The organism is Paraburkholderia sp. GAS206C, from assembly GCF_050435645.1.
Lineage (GTDB): Bacteria > Pseudomonadota > Gammaproteobacteria > Burkholderiales > Burkholderiaceae > Paraburkholderia > Paraburkholderia phenazinium_B.
On the sequence record NZ_JBNDKR010000013.1, the window covers coordinates 149249 to 166539 of the forward strand.

The following is a 17291-nucleotide window of genomic DNA, read 5'->3' on the forward strand; positions in this document are numbered from 1 at the left end:
AAAGCGGAGCGTCCTGCCGCTTCAGCCGATGCGCCACGACAGTTCATGCGTGTGGCCGTCTCGCGGCAGTCTTAGCGTCGCCACGAGTCCTTTAACCGCGCCGTTGCGCAGCGTCAGTGTGCCACCATGTGCGGCCGCAACGCTGCGTGCGATCGTCAGTCCGAGTCCTGTTCCGCCGCTTGCCCCGCTACGCGACGCCGACACGCGGAAGTACGGCTCGAACACGCGCTCGAGCAAGGCCTCGTCGGCGATGCCGGGGCCTTCGTCGCTGATGGCGATGCACAAGACGGCGTCATCGTCGCTTACGCTGATCTTCGCGCTATCGCCATAGCGGATCGCATTGTCGAGCAGATTCTGCAAACAGCGTTTCAGATTGCGTGGATACCCGGACAAAGGACGCGTCGCACGACCTTCGATACTGACTTCATGACCCGCCTCGCGGGCATCCTCTGCCAGGCCTTCCAGCATCGAATTGACTTCGATCTCGTGACGCTCTTCGGTAATCTCCACGCCTTGCACGGCATCGAGCGTCGCGCCGACCATCGCTTCCATCTCATCGAGATCGCCGCGCAAGCGCTCGCGTGCTTCGGTGTCGGGAAGCATCTCGGTGCGCAGCCGCAGCCTTGTGAGCGGCGAACGAAGATCGTGTGATACAGCCGTCAAAAAGCGTGTGCGTTCAGCGAGACTACGGGTGAGCTGCTCCTGCATCGCGTTGAACGATTGCGCCGCGGTTCGCACCTCCAGCGGACCTGTTACCGGCAGTGGCGGACGGTAGATGTTGCGGCCCAACGCCTCGGCGGCCTTCGCCAGTTCCTTTAGCGGTTTGACTGCAAAGCGCACGGCCACGAGCGCGAGCAACAACACGGCCGTGAGACGCACCAGATAGATCCGCAAGAGGTAGTCGAGCACCAGCGAGCCGGGCTCGGTCTGCATGCCGGCCTGTCCTTCGTTGGCGTGCACGTCGAGCCACTGACCCTGCGGCAGTTTCAATTGCAGATGAAAATCGCCCGACGGCATGCGCGAATTGAACAGGCCGAGGATGCCGTTATGATGGCCCTTATCGTCGCGCAACTGAACGTCAAGCAGATGTACTTCGATGGCTTCACCGAGACGACGGCGGATCACGCCCGCTATCAGGTCGCTAACGGCGCGCTGTGCGAGCGACCCGTCAACCGGTACGGCAGCGGGCGCGTCGATCCATTGCAAGCGGTAGCGTTGATCGCCGAGTTGCCTCGCGATCGAATCACGCGCGGTATCGTCCGGGGCGTTCTGAAGCAGACGCACGGTATCCGCGAGCCGGCTGGCAAACAGGCGCGCGGGAATTTCAAGCGTGCGGTTGTCATGTGTCTCGAACCAGATCGTGCTGGTGAAGAGTTGCCCCGCGAACATGCCGATCACCAGAATCAGTACAAGCCGTCCGTACAGTGTATCGGGCCAAAGGCGCAGTTTCATCAGTGTGAGTGGCTCATCGAGGTGCTTCAGGCTTCATGTGTGACATCGGCCGCAAGCATATAGCCCTCGTTACGCACGGTGCGGATCAGTCCGGTGCCGCGCGCCGAGTCCTTGAGGTGTTGACGCAGACGGCTGATGCATACGTCGATCGACCGGTCGAGCGGCGTGCGCTCCTTGCCGAACACGCGGTCGAGCAGAAACTCGCGCGAGAGCGGCCGGTTCGGATGATCGAGGAGCGTGCGTAGTGCGCGATAGTCGGAGCCGCCGAGCGAGACGATCATGCCTTCGGGCGAGCACATCTGCTTCATGCGAGTGTCGAGCTTCCATCCAGCGAAGTTCACGAACACGGACGAATCCGCGAGCCGTTCGCCAGGCACGCTGCGCGTGCGGCGCAGCACCACCTTGATCTTGGCAACCAGTTCGCGCGGGTCGAAGGGCTTCGGCAAGTAGTCGTCGGCGCCCATCTCCAGTCCGAGGATGCGGTCAAGCAGGCCGCCTCGTGCGCTCAGAATAATGACCGGTACGCCGCGTTCGCGCCGCAGGTCGCGCGTGATATCGAGGCCGTCCTCCCCTTCGAGCATCAGATCGAGTACGACGAGATCGACGTGCGACGTGTTGATGACCTGCTTCATCTGCACGCCGTTTTCGACGGCGGTCGCTCCATAGCCCATGCTGCGCAGGTAGTCCTGCAGCAGTTGGCGAATGTTGGGGTCGTCGTCGACAACGAGTATGTGGTCCATCGTGAGTTCTTGTTTGCGGGGCGCGGGGCATCTACACATCTGCGCATCTACGACGCAATCACCGCGATCGCGTCCGCGCCAACACATTCCATTACAAAACAGCCTTGTTTCAACACATCGCCATTACATTGCACCGCTAAAGTGGAGTCCGCAAATGGCAATCATTCTCATTCAAGAACTATACCATGTCGATTTTCCGGTTTCAGTCACGGGCTCACTTCCTTGGCTCAGTCGCGCGCGCCATGGTGGCGTGCGCGGCGGTTGGTTTCGCCATGCTCGGGGCCGGTGGAGCAGCGCATGCTGCGACGACCCCAACCGGAGAAAGGCCGGCCCCCGGAACAATGCCGGCCACCGGAACAAGCTCGGCACCCGGAATATCAAGCCCGGCGCCCGCGCAGACAGTGACAGACCTTGCCGGCCGCACGATCCGCATCCCAGCGAACCCGCACCGCATCCTGCTTGGCGAAAGCCGCTTGCTGATGGCGGTCGCACTGCTGGAAGGCAAACAGCCGTTGGAGCGTATCGTCGGATGGCAAGGCGATCTGCCGACCATGGATCCGCAGACCTTCGACGCTTACGCCGAGCAATTTCCGGGCATCAGGCAGGTTCCGCTGATTGGCAAGGCAACAGAAGACAGCATCAGCGATGAGAAGGCGCTGAGCCTCAAACCCGATCTCGCCATTTTCAGTCTCGCGGGTCACGGCCCGAGCCGTTATAACGCGCTCGTCAAGCAACTCGAGGCGACCGGTACGACGGTCGTATTCGTCGACTTCCGTTTGCATCCGATGCAGAACACACTGCCCAGCATCGAACTGCTCGGCAAGGTGATGCACCGCGAGCCGGAGGCGAATGCGTACGCGCAGTTCTATCAGCAGCACCTGGCGCGCGTGCAGGCCGTGGTGAAACAGATTCCGTTGCAGCAGCGGCCCACGGTCTTTATCGACCTGTTAGCTGGCGCGTGGGATGCTGGTTGCTGCCATACCGCCGGCAACGGCAACTTTGGCGAGTTCATCCAGGCCGCAGGCGGACGCAACATCGCGGCGGGCTTGGTGCCTGGCGTGCTCGGCGACATCAGCATGGAGCAGGTCATCGCAGCACGACCCGATGTGTATATCGCCACTGGCAGCCGCACCAAGCCGGGCCTCGCATCGTTGCGGGTCGGCGCACTGACGAGCGAGCACGATGCGCAAGCGAGCCTCGCGACGCTCGTCGCACGGCCGGGCTTCGATACGATCAAGGCAATCCACGACGGCGACGTGCATGGTATTTCACACAACTACTACGATTCGCCGTACAACATCGTGGCGATCGAGGCGTTTGCGAAGTGGTTTTATCCGCAGCAGTTCAAGGACCTCGACGTGAATGCTACGCAGGCCGAACTGTATCGCCGCTTCCTCGCTGTGCCGCCTGATGGCGCGTACTGGGTGGACGGAGTGAAGGGCGCCGCGTCTACGGTTGCGTCGCATTCGACTGGCGGCTAATGCATGGCGACGCTTCCGCACCAGACCATGCCGCAGGACATCAGCCTGCGGCATTACCGGCGCCTCACGCATCGACGCGTCATGTGGCTCTTCGCTGTCACCGCGCTGATTGCGTGCTCGCTGCTGTTCGACCTGCGCACCGGGCCCTCCGGCTTGCCGTTGATGGCGCTGCTGCACACGGTTTTCGAACGGGCCTCAGCTGATCCGGCGACTAGCGTGATCGTCTGGCAGATTCGCCTGCCCTACGCGGTGATGGCGCTGCTGGTGGGCGCATCGCTGGGATTGTCGGGTGCGGAGATGCAGACGATCCTCAACAATCCGCTCGCGAGCCCCTATACCCTCGGCGTATCGGCTGCGGCTGCGTTCGGCGCATCTCTGGCGATCGTGCTGGATATCGCTATTCCTGGCGTATCGCAAACCTGGATCGTTTCCGCGAATGCATTCATTTTTGCACTGCTTTCCGCGTTGATGCTCGATTCGGTGGCACGCTGGCGCGGCATGAACACAGCAGGTGTCGTGCTGCTCGGCATCGCGCTCGTGTTCGCGTTTCACGCGCTCGTCTCGTTGATGCAATTCGTGGCCTCGGCCGATGCGCTCCAGGGTCTCGTGTTCTGGACGCTCGGTTCGCTGGCGCGCGCGGACTGGCCCAAGATTTCAGTGCTGGCGGTCGCGTTGGCGCTGGCGTTGCCACTGTCGATGCGCAACGCCTGGACGTTGACTGCGCTACGTCTTGGCGAAGACCGCGCGGCCAGCTTCGGTATCGACGTGCGGCGCTTGCGCCTGTCGACGCTGCTGCGCGTATCGGTGCTGTCCGCACTCGCGGTGTCGTTCGTCGGTACGATCGGCTTCGTGGGGCTGATTGCACCGCACATCGCGCGCACGCTGTTCGGCGAGGATCATCGCTTTTATCTGCCCGGCAGCATGTTGATCGGCGCATTGACGCTTTCGCTCGCGTCCATCGCCTCGAAGCTGATCATCCCCGGTGTGCTGATTCCGGTCGGCATTGTCACGGCGCTGGTCGGCATTCCGCTGTTTCTCGGCATTGTGGTGCGCTCACAGGGGCAACTGGGATGAGTGGCCTCTACATCCACGATCTCAGCGTGCGCTATGACAAGCGCCAGGTGCTCACTGCGCTCGAGGCCGGACCGCTGCCTCGTGGCCAGATCACTGCACTGCTGGGACCCAATGGCAGCGGCAAGTCCACGCTATTGCGTGCTTTAGCCGGGCTTACGCGCGTTCACGCCGGCTCGCTGTCGCTTGATGGCGAGGCGCTCGCGTTGTCGGCGGCCAGTGCCCGTTCGCATAGCGTCGTATATCTGCCGCAGGCGTTGCCCGCCGGAGTGCGCCTGCAAGTTCTGGAGTCCGTATTGGTGGCGTGCCGCGCCACGCGCGGATATGCCGGTTCTCTGGGACGTTCCCCGCATGGGGACGATCTCGCGCACGCCCACAGCGTTCTGCGCAGGCTCGGCATCGAGAACCTCGCGGCGCGTTCGCTTGACGAGTTGTCGGGCGGGCAGCGCCAACTCGCTGGCATTGCTCAGGCATTGGTGCGCGACCCGCAAGTGTTGTTGCTCGACGAGCCGCTTTCAGCACTCGATCTCAACCACCAGTTTCACGTGATGCAGGTGCTGCGCGAGGTCACGCGTGAGAGCCGCATCGTGACCGTGGTGGTGCTGCACGACATTAACGCAGCGATGCGCGCGTGCGAGCGCGCGATGCTGTTGCACGAGGGGCGCATCGTGCGCTTCGGACCGCCGTCCGAAGTCGTCACGCCTGCGACGCTCAGCCAGGTATTCGGTGTCGCCGCGCGTATCGAGCCATGCTCGCGCGGCCACCATCAGGTTCTGATCGACGGACTCGCCGTTCAGACGGGCATCGCCAGCCGTTAGCCACACGGCCCAGCCAGCCCCCAAACCACGCCGCTTCGGCAACGCATCGACGCACGCTCTCGAAAGGGGCGTCGTGTCGGCGTGCGCACGAACGGTCAAATCAAAACTTCAGGACACAAATGAAGAAGACTCTTGTTATTGCCGTATGCGCGGCGGGGTACGCCTGCGGGGCACAAGCACAATCGAGCGTGACGCTTTATGGGGTGATCGATGCTGGGCTCTTGTATGCCAGCAATCAGAATGGGCATTCTGCCTGGCAAGCAGGCAGCGGTGATGTGACCGGCAGCCACTGGGGTTTCGTCGGGCGCGAAGATCTCGGCGGCGGAACACGGGCGATTTTCCAGCTTGAGAACGGCTTCAGCGTAATGAATGGAACGGCTCGGCAAGGCGGTCGCGAGTTTGGTTATCAGGCGCTTGCGGGGCTGTCGAACAACCGCTTCGGCACGGTCACGTTGGGACGCCAGTACGACTCGGTGGTGGACTATCTCGCCCCGCTCAGCTTCACCGGTGTGCATCCTGGCGGCAACAATCTGTCTGCACATCCGTTCGATAACGACAACCTGAATAACTCGTTTCGCGTGAATAACTCGGTGAAGTTCGCCAGCAACTCATACGAGGGGCTGCGCTTTGGAGCACTGTATGGGTTCTCGGATGAGGCTGGCGGCTTCGACGACAATCGTTTGTACAGCTTCGGCGCAGCCTATGACGCGGGTCCATTGAGTCTCGGTGCGGGTTATTTGCAGGCGAATAACGGTGGCGGTAGCAATACCGGCGGCGCGATAACCTTGACTGATCGGACGTTTATAGCCGCGCAGCAGCGTACTTATGGCGCAGGGGCAAACTATACGCTCGGCGCAGCAAGGTTCGGCTTCGTCTGGACGCGCACGCAACTGGGTGGCCTGGATACGATCAACGGGGCCAATAGCCTCGGCCTCACGCAGAATGGCCAGGGTGCGAGCTTTAACAACTATGAAGTGAACGCGAGTTATACGCTAAGCCCGGCGTTCAAGCTGATCGGCGAATACACCTACACGGACGCGGCGCTCTCTACGGCGAGCGGCGAGCATCATCCGAAGTGGCATGAGGTATCGGTGATGACCGATTATTTTCTGTCCAAGCGTACGGACCTGTATTTGCAGGCCAGCTATCAGCATATCGACAGCGACGGCTCGGGATTAACAGCCGATGTAAGCGGTCAGGCGATGTCTTCGACCGATGAGCAAATTGTGGTGGGAGTGGGGATGCGCCACCGGTTCTAAAAGGTCCGCGCGATGGCGCCGTGTGTGGGGCATTGCTTAGTCCGCCGTGTCGGCAAGCAGTGCCCAGCGTTCGTGGTCGCGCCATTCCCCGTTGATGCGAAGATAGCGCGGCGAGAAGCCTTCCTGCTTGAAACCCACGCGGCGCACTAGCGCAATCGATGCGAGATTGTCCGGCTGAATGTTGGCCTCCAGCCTGTGCAAACCAAGATCGTTGAACGCATAGCATGCGGCCGCGCGGAGCGCCTCGGTCATCAGGCCCGTGCGGGCGAAGCTAAGCATTCCATAGTAGCCGAGATAGGCGCTCCGGAAAGCGCCCATGACGATCTCGTTGAGATTGATGATGCCCACTACCTGATGCGACGCTGCTTCACGCGCGACCAGGCCAACGTTGGGTCCGGTGAGGCTACGCGCAAACCAGGTGTCGAAACCGGCCTGATCGGTGAAGGATGTAACCCATGGCAAATGGTGAGCCTGGCTCGCAACGTTGGCGGCGATCAGATCGGCTGCGTCGGCCGGGGTAGCGCGGCTGAGTCGTACGTTAGTCATGTTGCTCCGCGGAGAGGGCTTTTGCAGGGGAGCGTCATTTTATAGCCGAGTACGCGGGGAAGGTAGTGCCAACGCGGCTTTCCCCGCGCATTTCAAACATTGCTTCGCTTACGAGGTCGTCAATTCAAGGGACCCGACGAAATTCTTGACAAGCCTGGCGACCTCAACCGGAGATTCGAGCGGCGACAAGTGGCCGGTGCCTGGCACGACATGCATGCGAGCATGTGGAATATAGGGAAGCAGTTTCGTCTGAAGCGTTTCCACGCTGTCCACCCGATCCAGTTCGCCAGCGATAACGATCGCAGGGGCATTGATCGTCGCAACCTCGCGTGTAATGTCTTCATGGCTCGCATGGAGCGGCCACGCTGCTTTGGCCTGCGGGGCACCACGCAAACTGTCTTCAATCACCTGCTCACGATGCTTCGGGCTTAGCGTCTTCGCCGTGAGCATGTGGTCGATCGACATCTCGACCGACGCGCGCGATTCGTAGGCCACTTCCATCTGCGCTCGCGTTTCAGCGGGAAGCACAAGTGGAACCGGCGGGGAGGGCGCGACCATCACCAATCCCGCCAGTCCTTCGGGACGGCGCGCCGCCAGTAATTGTGCGATCTTGCCGCCCATCGAATGACCTACCAGCACAAACTTGCCCAGATTCAGCGACCCGATTACCCCTTGTGCGTCATCGGCGAAATCAGCGAGTGCGTAGCCGTTAGCCGGAGCGTCCGAGTTTCCCCAGCCGCGGTGATCGAGCGCGACTGTCCGGTATGAGTTCGGCAGCGCGGCAATCACGTCGTTCCAGGTGCGTGACGAGCCGCCCCAGTAATGCAGAAAGACAATAGCGGGTGTGCCGCTGCCCTGATCGTTGACCTCGATATGAATGCCGTTTGATGCGATTTTCATGGCGCCGCTCCTCTGATGTTCACGCGATTCGATTTCCGTTTCCGGACCGTGAATCCATAGTAGATTGGATCGCTTGGCGAGATAATCCGGTATTTCTTATCATCAACCTGTCGTAAAACTATCGAATGAGCGAGCCATGGACCGTTTTGCGAGCATTGGGGTATTCGTTGCCGCGGTGGACGAGGGCAGCCTGGTGGCAGCCGGCAGACGCTTTGGACTGTCGGCCTCCATGGCAGGAAAGTATCTGAGCGCGCTCGAGGCCGATCTGAACGTCCGGTTGCTGCAGCGAAGTACGCGCAGCCTTAGCCTCACGGATGCCGGACGTAGTTATTACGTGCGCTGCAAGCGGATACTCGAAGAACTCGACGACGCCAACAGCGAGGCGAGCGATGCCCACAGCACTGCACGCGGCACGTTGCGCGTGGCCGCGCCGGTTACTTTTGGCGAACTGCATATGGGCGACGTGGTGGCGCGTTACCTCGAGAACCATCCGCAGGTGAACATCGAGGTTTCGCTTGATGATCGCTACGTTGATCTGCAGAACGATGGAGTCGATGTCGCGATCCGCATCGGCCGGTTGCCCGATTCGCAGCTGGTCGCGCGGCGTCTTGCGCCGTGCAGGATGGTCCTGTGCGCGGCACCTGCGTTTCTCGAACGTGAGGGTGTGCCGAAAACGCCCGAAGATCTGCGTGACGCGCCTCGTCTGGCCTTCAACGAGGCGGTGTCGATACCTGAGTGGGCACTGATAGATGAAGCAGGCCGCCAACATGCGATCGACGGGCCGTACCGGATGCAGGCGAACAACATGCAGATGCTGCTGGCGTCGACGCTGGCAGGTATCGGCATTGCGTATGGGCCTACGTTCGTGTTTGGACCGCATATCCGCACGAAGCGACTGGTGGAACTCTTGCCCGGATATAAGGCGCCCGAATTGACGATCCACGCGGTTTATCCGACTGCGCGCTATGTGCCTTCGAAGGCGAGGCGATTCATGGATTACCTGGCTGAGGCTTATGGAGAACAGCCGTCATGGGACCAGTTTTAGGCGGGCTGGCTCAGTTGCCGATCTGCTTTCTAAGGCCAATCATCGTAATGCTATAGCCGTTGCGCGTATAAAACTCGTGGGTGCGCTTTCGCTCGTTGTTGCAGCGTATGACAATCGATGTAGCGTTGTATTCGTGGCTTTTGATCCAATGCTCGGCGCTTGAAAGGAGTTCGCGGCCAGTGCCGACGCCTCTCGAACCCTCACGCACCACGAAAGCCAAAATCTCTCCATAGTTTCCACTGGAGACGATGATGTCGACGCGAGCATGAATCCATCCAAGGACTTCTCCGGCATCATTTTCATAGACAAGAATCTTGTGATCCGATCTGGGCAATATGACCTCAAGCCGCGTCTTGATGTCTTCCTCGGAAGCAGTCCAGCCGAACTGGCAACTCAAGATGCAAATTTCTTTCGCATCGCTCGATCGCGCGTCCCGAATGCTCATGTCACTTTCCCCGATGGCCCTGGATCGGGGTTGATTGTCGACGATTCAGGCGCGGATGTCGAATCGCCGCGCTCCTGTTTTTTCCCGACTCAAGCAGCAAAGTCCGTCGATGCCGACAACGCCTTCCACGTCTCCGTTTCCTGCGTAACATAAGCGTTCTTCGCAGCGATAGCAGCAAGCGTGTCAGTACCAAGCGGAAGACGCAGCGGTGGCGTAGGTGCATCAACGAGTTTGATCATCGCAGCCGCCAGCTTGTTCGGATCGCCCGGCTGGTTGTGATTCATCTCCTGGGCTTTGCGGCGCACGGCGCCTGCGCTCGCGTCATAGTCGGCAATCACCTCAGGCGCGACGACCAGCGAGGACCCATCCAGAAAGTCCGTGCGGAAATAGCCGGGCTCGACGACCGTCGCGTGAATCCCGAGCGGTTTCAATTCGGCATGCAGCGCTTCGGTAATGCCTTCGACAGCGAACTTCGTCGACGAATACACGCCGAATCCCGCCGAGCCGCGGTAACCGCCAATCGACGAAATATTGATCACATGGCCCGAGCGCTGGGCGCGCAGCGTCGGCAGTACCGCGCGCGTCACGTTCAGCAGGCCGAATACGTTGGTGTCGTACATCCGGCGGACGTCCTTGTCAGCAGACTCTTCTACTGCGCCCAGCAGGCCGAAGCCGGCGTTATTGACCAGCACGTCGACGCGGCCGAATTTCTCCACCGCCTGTCGTACCGCCGCTCGGGCCTGCGTCTCATCCGTCACGTCCAGCGCCACCGGCAGCAAGGCGGCCGATTCGCCCAACCGCTCGACGATGGCCGCGACGTTGCGTCCCGCCGCCACGACGGCGTTGCCGTCCGCGAGCGCTGCTTCGGCGATCAGCGCGCCGATACCGCGCGACGCACCGGTAATGAACCATACGCGCTTGAAATCGCCTTGCTGGGTACTTGCCATGATGTCTCTCCTACGGATGGGTGGCCTCGGATGAGGTGATGCCATGGTAGGCGTCACGATTGACACAAACTAGCCGTCAATTGCTAGACTCATAATCAACTAAAATTTGCTAATCTGGGCGCGATCATGAACGAAATTCGTGCGATCACCACTTTCGTGCGCGCCGCGGCGCTCGGCAGCCTGCGACGCGCCGCGGTCGATCAGGGCATCTCGCCTCAGGCTGCGAGCCACGCGGTGATGCAACTGGAGAAGGAGTTGGGGGTGCGGCTGTTCCACCGGACTACCCGCAAGCTGAGCCTGACCGAGGAGGGCCAGCGGCTTTTCGACAGCGTGAAGCCGGCGCTTGCCACTCTGCACTCCGCGCTCGACGAGGCGCGGCGCTCGAAAGAGGAGGTCGGCGGTCTGCTGCGCGTGAGCGCACCGCGATCGCTCGGACTTCCGCTGCTGTGGCCTTGCTTCGAGGCATTCCAGCAGCTTTATCCGAACGTGCAACTCGAAGTGCAGTTCGACGATCACTTCACGGATCTCGTGACGGAACGTTCCGACGTGGGATTTCGGGCGGGGCCGCCACCTTCGGGCGGATCGATTGCGCGCCGGCTCATGCCGATCCATCTGATTGTCTGCGCGTCGCCGGAATACATCGAGCGTAACGGCGTGCCGCGGACCATCGAGGAACTGGCTCAGCATCGTTGCACCGGCTATCGTCGCGCGAACACCGGCAAGCTTGCGCAGTGGCAGTTCCGGATCGGCGATGAGGTTGTCTATCGCGACGTGCCCTGTGTCGTCTGTGTGAACGACACAGAAATGGAAACGCATGCTGTGCTATCGGGGCTTGGCATCGGACAGCTGGCCACCTTCAACGCTACGGCTCACATCCGAAGCGGCCGGCTCGTTCCGTTGCTGACGCAGCACATTGCGGACTACGGCATGATCCATATCTATTACGGACATCGAACCGAACAGCCGCTGCGCGTGAAAACCTTCATCGACTTCATGATCGAGCGCCTGGCGGACAACCGGGACTTCTTCCTCGATCCATCGGAATTGCGCGTCGCGCGAACACCTCAGCGCCGGGCGCGGTGAACAGCCGCGCCCGGCCCATAGACGATGTTCAGGATGGCTGACGAGTGCTTACTTGGGCGGATTCAGGTCGAACTCGATGCGGATGCCGCTCGGCTCGTAAATCATCATGTGGCGCTTCGGCCCCTTGCCGAGCAACTCGGGCGAAAACTCCACCTTGACGCCTGGCCATTTCGACACACGCTCGAATATCTCGTTGAATGCGCTTTCATCCGCGGCGCGTATTGCGAGGTGATGCAGCCCGACGTTGGACTTTCTGTCGAAGGCGACCTCGGATTCGGTGTTCTTGAGTTGCCACAAGGTCAGCATGATGTGGCCATCCGAGACGAACACGGCAGGATAGTCCGGCTTTTCGCCTATCTTTTTCCAGCCAAGGCAGTCGATAAAAAACGCGCTGGTGAGGCCGAGATCCTTGACGGTAAGACCTACGTGATCAATTCCGGTCGTGAGTGAAGCTGAACTCATGTCGTACTCCTTGCAGGGTTTCAAATTCGCAGCCTGGACGATCCGGATTCACGGCTGCGCGCTGACGAGTCTCCGGTCCCGAGCATACCGCGTTGGCGGCAATCCGACGTGGCGGGTGAATGCGACGCTGAACGTGCTGGCGGAGCTGTAGCCGACGCGCCCTGCGACCTCTGTCACACTGCACTCTTCGCGTAGCAGCAGGTTCTTGGCTAAGGCCATACGCCACGACAGCAGGTATTCCATGGGTGCGACGCCCACGGCGCGGCTGAACCGCTCGAAGAATGCCGAGCGCGAGAGGGCGGCCTCTTTTGCCAGTTGTGCAACAGTCCAGGTTTCTGTTGGACGTTCGTGCATCTGCCGTATCGCGGCGGCGAGGCGCGGGTCGCTTAGTCCACGCACCAGGCCGGGCGATGCCGCTGTTCCCGACGATCGAAGCGCCTCGATGAAAAGAACCTCCAGCAGCCGCGCAAGGACGACATCCCGTGCGGGCCGCTGCGCGCGCGTCTCGTCTCGCACGAGTTGCACGAGCGTGGCGAGCCTTTTCTCACCGCGGACGTGAATGAGTTTCGGCAGCAGCGACACCAGCAGGGCCGCATCCGGCGAACCGGCGACGCAGTGGCCCACGAGCACCACCACGTCAGGCGGACCCTCCTGAACACCGACCCGGAAACTGCCATCGGCGAGCATCACGGGCGACTTGTCCGCGTGCCTGGGCGACGGCGGCTCGAGGCTCGTCGTCGCGAAGTCGTATGCCGCCGGGATCAGTGCAAAGTCGTTCGTCTGGAGGATTACTGGCTCATGCCCGTCCACCTCGAGGCGGCAGGAGCCCTCGAGGATCGAACAATAGAAGGGCTGCCCCGTGTCCGAGCGGCGAACACGCCAAGGGCCGGCGCAAGTGACAACTTTTGAGAAACTGGCGGTCGGCTGAAGCAGCGTGACGACTTCCGCGAGCGGGTCGACCATAACCGGACTCCTGCAAATGCAAAATGGACGCTCAATTGTAGCAAGTCCGGGTGCGGCGACTTATCGTGTGGGTACGGCAACCCACCAACGGAGTCACCATGAAAACCGTCCTGATCACCGGATGCTCGTCCGGATTCGGCCTCGAGACCGCTCGTTACTTTCTCGATCGCGATTGGCAGGTCATCGCCACGATGCGCACGCCGCGCGAGGACGTGCTGCCGCGTTCCGCGCACCTGCGCGTGCTCGCGCTCGATGTCACGGATCCGGCCAGCATCCGCGCGGCTGTGGATGCGGCTGGGCCGATCGACGTACTCGTCAATAACGCGGGGATTGGCATGCTGAACGCGCTCGAAGGTACGTCGATGGAGATCGCGCGCGAGATCTTCGAAACCAACACGCTCGGCACGATAGCGATGACTCAGGCAGTGCTGCCTCAGTTTCGCGAGCGGAAGGACGGCGTCGTCGTCAATGTGACGTCGAGCGTGACCTTGAGGCCGCTCCATCTGCTCTCCGTGTACACCGCCAGCAAGGCGGCCGTGAACGCATTTACCGAATCTCTTGCGCTGGAACTCGAGCCCTTCAATGTGCGAGCGCGCCTGGTGCTGCCGGGACGTGCCCCCGAGACCCGCTTCGCTGAAAACGGCCGTCCGCGGATGGCAGGTGGCATCCACGAGGCGTACGCCGAGATTGCACAGGGGGTCTTCGCGCGATGGGCTGACTCCTCGGTGGTCACGCATTCGCTGGATGTGGCCGAAGCGGTGTGGCGTGCGGCAAATGACCCATCGTGCCCGTTGCGCATTCCTGCCGGCGCTGACGCTGTGGCATGGGCCGCGCAGGTCTGATCGCGCTGAACCTCGAGTCCGGTCTTGACCGGAGCTTCGTAGTCGATGCGATGGCGCCGCCGCGAACTGCGTTCGCGGCGGTCTGGCGAATCATCCGTTAAGCTATAAGGTCCGAGCGATTGCTCGCTTTTTGACGGATCTCGTGGTGACGACAAAAAAGCGCCATTCACTTAAGCCGCGCAAGATTCCACAGCAATCGCGCGCAGAACAAACGGTCGCTACGATTCTCGAGGCAGCAGCCCTCATCCTTGAGACCAAGGGACTCGACGGGCTGAATACCAATCTCGTCGCGCAGCGCGCGGGCGTCAGCGTCGGCACGCTCTATCAATACTTCCCAAACAAGGACGCGCTGATCGTTTCCCTTAGCAAGCGGGAAGGAGCCGTGTTCTTTGCCGAGGCCAAAGATGCATTGCACGAACCCACCGGCCAGAAGGCACTAAAGCATCTGATCGCCGTCGCGGTCCACCAGCAACTGCGCCGTCCGGCGCTTGCACGCGCGCTCGACTTCGAGGAAAACCGCCCCGCGATTGCGAAAGAACTGGCCGCGTCGAAGGGCGCCTTTCACGACGTAATGAAACAGATTCTGGGTCGCGAGGATATTCCGCTGCAGTCAAACATGGATGTCACGACCGAAGACCTGATCGCCGTCATTCGCGCCATCGTCGATGGTGCGGGGGAGCGCGGCGAATCGGATCGCCGCGACCTGGAAAGCCGTGTCGGCCGCGCTTTGTTCGGATATCTGGGGATCGTGGAGCGTCCGCCCGAAAAGTCGCGAGCCCGGAAATAGCCGGCGGTGCCTTGTTGCCTTCCCAAAAGCGAGCAATTGTTCAGATCGTTGCTCCATCAAACCCGTAAACCCGCGCAGATATTGGGTCGCACGCCACCGCACAGGCGCTGCCCAATGCGAGTTTAAAAATCGAGCAATTACTCGCAAAATAATCCTCGTGGAGCATCGCGTTGATCGGCGCGGCTGCATGCAAGCGGAGCGCCGAGCAACCGCTCTACGACACATTTCAAAATTTCTGCGAGATCCATCATGAATCTTCATCAAGAAGCAAAGCTGAACCACCTCAGTTTCCCCACGACCAACGTGGCCGAAACGGCTGCCTTTTTCGAAAAATACCTTGGTTGCGAGATTGTCGCCGCCGGCGAGCACTGCCTGCTCAAACGGAGCGGCTTCGACATTGTTCTGGAGTGCGTCACGGAGGAGGTGCCGGTTTGGCCAAAGAACTTCCACTTCGGCGTGGAGGTCGAGACCTTGAAGGACGTCCATACCCTCTATGAGGAATTTCGCGCGGGAGGCGTCCGCATGGAAACTGAGGTCTTCAATAACACGCGTGGATCGCGGTTCTTTTGCCGCTCGCCTGGTGGCGTCCTGATCGAGGTCAACACGCGCGAGGACATGCACAAGCAGGATGAATGGCAAAAGCTGTTCTCTTAAGAGGCGTGAATCGAGTCCGGGCCGTGCGGTTCAAAGACAAGGACTAGTAGAGCATCCGAATATCTGCATTTGCCCGCCACGTACAGCAATCGTGAGCGGCGTCTCAAAGGGCATTGGGGCCGCACTGGCGTGGCGGCCTCACGCACCCCAAGCGGGGCGCTAGCGAATCCGCCTACATTTTGCTTGCTGCCTTGGCCGCAAGATTGGGCCTCTTGCCATGCGCGATGTGTGATGCGCGGGCTTCTTCCTTTTACGGCTTGGGTCTTACCCATTTCGCATCCGCAGTTATATATCCTCTCGTATACCGGGTATCACACCCGTCCCTCGGACAAGCTTTGGCATGCGCCGTGCTTATAGTCCCGCCTACTGCGCCGAGGCGCTACAAAAAGTTACTGTTTGTTTATGAAACTCGCAGTAAGGCGACGTCGCCGCACGATTATTGGGCACTTAAGCACAAAGCTGGGCTGTTCGGCCGAATCATTTTTTAATCAAAGCGCCTCATGCATAAAAAGAAACTGCTTCGAAGTCTTGTTTGCGCGGGTCTCGCATTTGTTATTCAAACCGGCACCACCTTCGCCGCACAGTCGCCGTCGACCCCGCGGCACGTCAAGGTACTGATCATTTCGATGTTCGCGCCGGAAGGTAAAACATGGCTCGACCATCTGGGAAAAACACAGGCAATCGAAGTGGCCGGTTTATCGCCGGATTACCCCGCGGTTCACTGCAACCATGATGACGTATGCGTTGTCACGACGGGCATGGGACACGCGAACGCGGCTGCCACGATGGCCGCGCTGGTTTATTCGAAGAAGTTCGATCTGCGTAAGACCTACTTCCTGGTATCGGGCATTGCCGGCATCGACCCGGCGCAGGGCACGCTGGGGTCGGCAGCGTGGGCTCGCTATCTGGTGGACTTCGGTATCCAGTGGGAGCTCGATGCGCGCGAAATCCCCAGCGGCTGGAAGTCGGGCTATCTCGGCATTAACACAAAGAGCGGCAACGAAAAGCCTCCGCTGGACTACCACACTGAAGTCTTTCAGTTAAACGAAGCGTTATTGCAGAAAGCTTACCTGCTCTCGCGCGACGTGAAGCTGACCGATAGCGTCGAAGCACAGGCGTATCGGGCGAAATACACGACCGCGCCGGCCAATCAGCCGCCGACGGTCATCCAGTGCGACACGCTCGCCGGCGACACATGGTTCTCCGGCGAGGCGCTGGGGCAGCGCGCGCGTGACTGGACCAAACTGCTGACCGACGGCAAAGGCACGTACTGCACCACCCAGCAGGAAGACAACGCGACCTTCGAGGTCATCAAGCGCGCCGCTGCGGCGGGCCTCGCCGACACGAATCGTGTGGCCGTCCTGCGTGCGGGATCGGACTTCGATCGGCCGCCGCCCGGCGTATCGAACGTTGACAACCTGCTGAACTACCAGCAACAGGGCGGATTCGTTCCTGCAGTGGACAACCTTTATCTCGCCGGTTCGCCGCTGGTCAACGCCATCGTCAAGAACTGGGCGCAATGGAAAGACGGCGTCCCCGCTAACTAGTCAGCGCGCTGTCCGCACCGTGCGAGCGGTGCGCGCGGCATGCCGTGTCGCGCATCGCAAAGTGCTTCATCAGTTGTGAACGTAGCCATGCCTGGCATGGCTACGCTTTTCCCGATCGCCTGGGTTCGACCCTGGAGCCGAACGGGAACCCGTATAGATTCAGTTTCTTTCAGTTTTAATGTTTTGTAAATAAATTAGTAATCCTATTTTATGTCGATGTAATTGAAAGGTCTTTGAGTCGTTGATGTT

Annotated in this window: 18 protein-coding genes; 10 read left to right on the forward strand and 8 right to left on the reverse strand. The window is 60.7% G+C overall.

What is annotated here, in order from left to right; genetic code table 11:
- Positions 1–21: 21 nt before the first annotated feature.
- Positions 22–1452, reverse strand: a complete 1431-nt coding sequence (locus tag P3T20_RS32040) for an ATP-binding protein (protein WP_429288928.1) — start codon at positions 1450–1452, stop codon at positions 22–24.
- 26 nt (positions 1453–1478) lie between these two features.
- Positions 1479–2192 carry a response regulator gene (locus P3T20_RS32045; protein WP_429288929.1) on the reverse strand — a complete coding sequence of 238 codons (714 nt, stop codon included), beginning with the start codon at positions 2190–2192 and terminating at the stop codon, positions 1479–1481.
- 401 nt (positions 2193–2593) lie between these two features.
- On the opposite strand from P3T20_RS32045, the gene P3T20_RS32050 reads away from it, so the two are divergent.
- From P3T20_RS32050 to P3T20_RS32065, 4 genes are all read left to right on the forward strand, one after another.
- Positions 2594–3673: an ABC transporter substrate-binding protein gene (locus P3T20_RS32050; RefSeq protein ID WP_429288930.1), complete on the forward strand. Its 1080-nt coding sequence runs from the start codon at positions 2594–2596 to the stop codon at positions 3671–3673.
- A gap of 3 nt (positions 3674–3676) precedes the next feature.
- Positions 3677–4747 carry a FecCD family ABC transporter permease gene (locus P3T20_RS32055; RefSeq protein WP_429288931.1) on the forward strand — a complete coding sequence of 357 codons (1071 nt, stop codon included), beginning with the start codon at positions 3677–3679 and terminating at the stop codon, positions 4745–4747.
- Positions 4744–5562, forward strand: a complete 819-nt coding sequence (locus tag P3T20_RS32060; protein WP_429288932.1) for an ABC transporter ATP-binding protein — start codon at positions 4744–4746, stop codon at positions 5560–5562. The genes P3T20_RS32055 and P3T20_RS32060 overlap by 4 nt, the downstream gene beginning before the upstream one ends.
- Positions 5563–5681: 119 nt before the next feature.
- The gene (locus P3T20_RS32065; RefSeq protein ID WP_429288933.1) at positions 5682–6821 is read left to right on the forward strand and encodes a porin; all 1140 of its coding nucleotides are present in this window, start codon (positions 5682–5684) and stop codon (positions 6819–6821) included.
- A gap of 36 nt (positions 6822–6857) precedes the next feature.
- On the opposite strand, the gene P3T20_RS32070 is transcribed toward P3T20_RS32065, so the two are convergent.
- Positions 6858–7367: a GNAT family N-acetyltransferase gene (locus P3T20_RS32070; protein WP_074267416.1), complete on the reverse strand. Its 510-nt coding sequence runs from the start codon at positions 7365–7367 to the stop codon at positions 6858–6860.
- A gap of 108 nt (positions 7368–7475) precedes the next feature.
- Complete coding sequence (locus P3T20_RS32075; protein WP_074267417.1) at positions 7476–8267, reverse strand: alpha/beta fold hydrolase; 792 nt, start codon at positions 8265–8267, stop codon at positions 7476–7478.
- 136 nt (positions 8268–8403) lie between these two features.
- On the opposite strand from P3T20_RS32075, the gene P3T20_RS32080 reads away from it, so the two are divergent.
- Entirely contained in the window at positions 8404–9312 is a 909-nt protein-coding gene (locus tag P3T20_RS32080) for a LysR family transcriptional regulator (protein ID WP_074267418.1), read from the forward strand.
- Positions 9313–9322: 10 nt separating this feature from the next.
- On the opposite strand, the gene P3T20_RS32085 is transcribed toward P3T20_RS32080, so the two are convergent.
- Positions 9323–9757, reverse strand: a complete 435-nt coding sequence (locus P3T20_RS32085; RefSeq protein WP_074267419.1) for a GNAT family N-acetyltransferase — start codon at positions 9755–9757, stop codon at positions 9323–9325.
- Positions 9758–9846: 89 nt separating this feature from the next.
- The gene (locus P3T20_RS32090) at positions 9847–10704 is read right to left on the reverse strand and encodes an oxidoreductase (RefSeq protein WP_074267420.1); all 858 of its coding nucleotides are present in this window, start codon (positions 10702–10704) and stop codon (positions 9847–9849) included.
- A gap of 126 nt (positions 10705–10830) precedes the next feature.
- On the opposite strand from P3T20_RS32090, the gene P3T20_RS32095 reads away from it, so the two are divergent.
- Positions 10831–11787, forward strand: coding sequence for a LysR family transcriptional regulator (locus P3T20_RS32095; RefSeq protein WP_074267421.1), 957 nt, complete (start codon positions 10831–10833; stop codon positions 11785–11787).
- Positions 11788–11835: 48 nt separating this feature from the next.
- Here P3T20_RS32095 and P3T20_RS32100 read toward each other — a convergent pair whose 3' ends face one another.
- Positions 11836–12249: a VOC family protein gene (locus P3T20_RS32100; RefSeq protein ID WP_074267422.1), complete on the reverse strand. Its 414-nt coding sequence runs from the start codon at positions 12247–12249 to the stop codon at positions 11836–11838.
- Between the two features lie 48 nt (positions 12250–12297).
- Entirely contained in the window at positions 12298–13212 is a 915-nt protein-coding gene (locus P3T20_RS32105; protein ID WP_074267423.1) for an AraC family transcriptional regulator, read from the reverse strand.
- Between the two features lie 98 nt (positions 13213–13310).
- Between P3T20_RS32105 and P3T20_RS32110 the strand changes: the two genes are divergently transcribed.
- The 4 genes from P3T20_RS32110 (at position 13311) to P3T20_RS32125 (ending at position 17042) form a co-directional block, all read left to right on the forward strand.
- Positions 13311–14054, forward strand: a complete 744-nt coding sequence (locus P3T20_RS32110) for an SDR family oxidoreductase (RefSeq protein ID WP_074267424.1) — start codon at positions 13311–13313, stop codon at positions 14052–14054.
- Positions 14055–14199: 145 nt separating this feature from the next.
- Positions 14200–14841 carry a TetR/AcrR family transcriptional regulator gene (locus P3T20_RS32115; RefSeq protein WP_074269310.1) on the forward strand — a complete coding sequence of 214 codons (642 nt, stop codon included), beginning with the start codon at positions 14200–14202 and terminating at the stop codon, positions 14839–14841.
- Between the two features lie 249 nt (positions 14842–15090).
- Positions 15091–15495 (forward strand): VOC family protein, encoded by a 405-nt coding sequence (locus tag P3T20_RS32120; protein WP_074267425.1) that lies wholly within the window; start codon positions 15091–15093, stop codon positions 15493–15495.
- A 500-nt stretch (positions 15496–15995) separates the two neighbouring features.
- Positions 15996–17042, forward strand: coding sequence for a purine-nucleoside phosphorylase (locus tag P3T20_RS32125; protein WP_429288934.1), 1047 nt, complete (start codon positions 15996–15998; stop codon positions 17040–17042).
- The last annotated feature ends 249 nt before the right edge of the window (positions 17043–17291 follow it).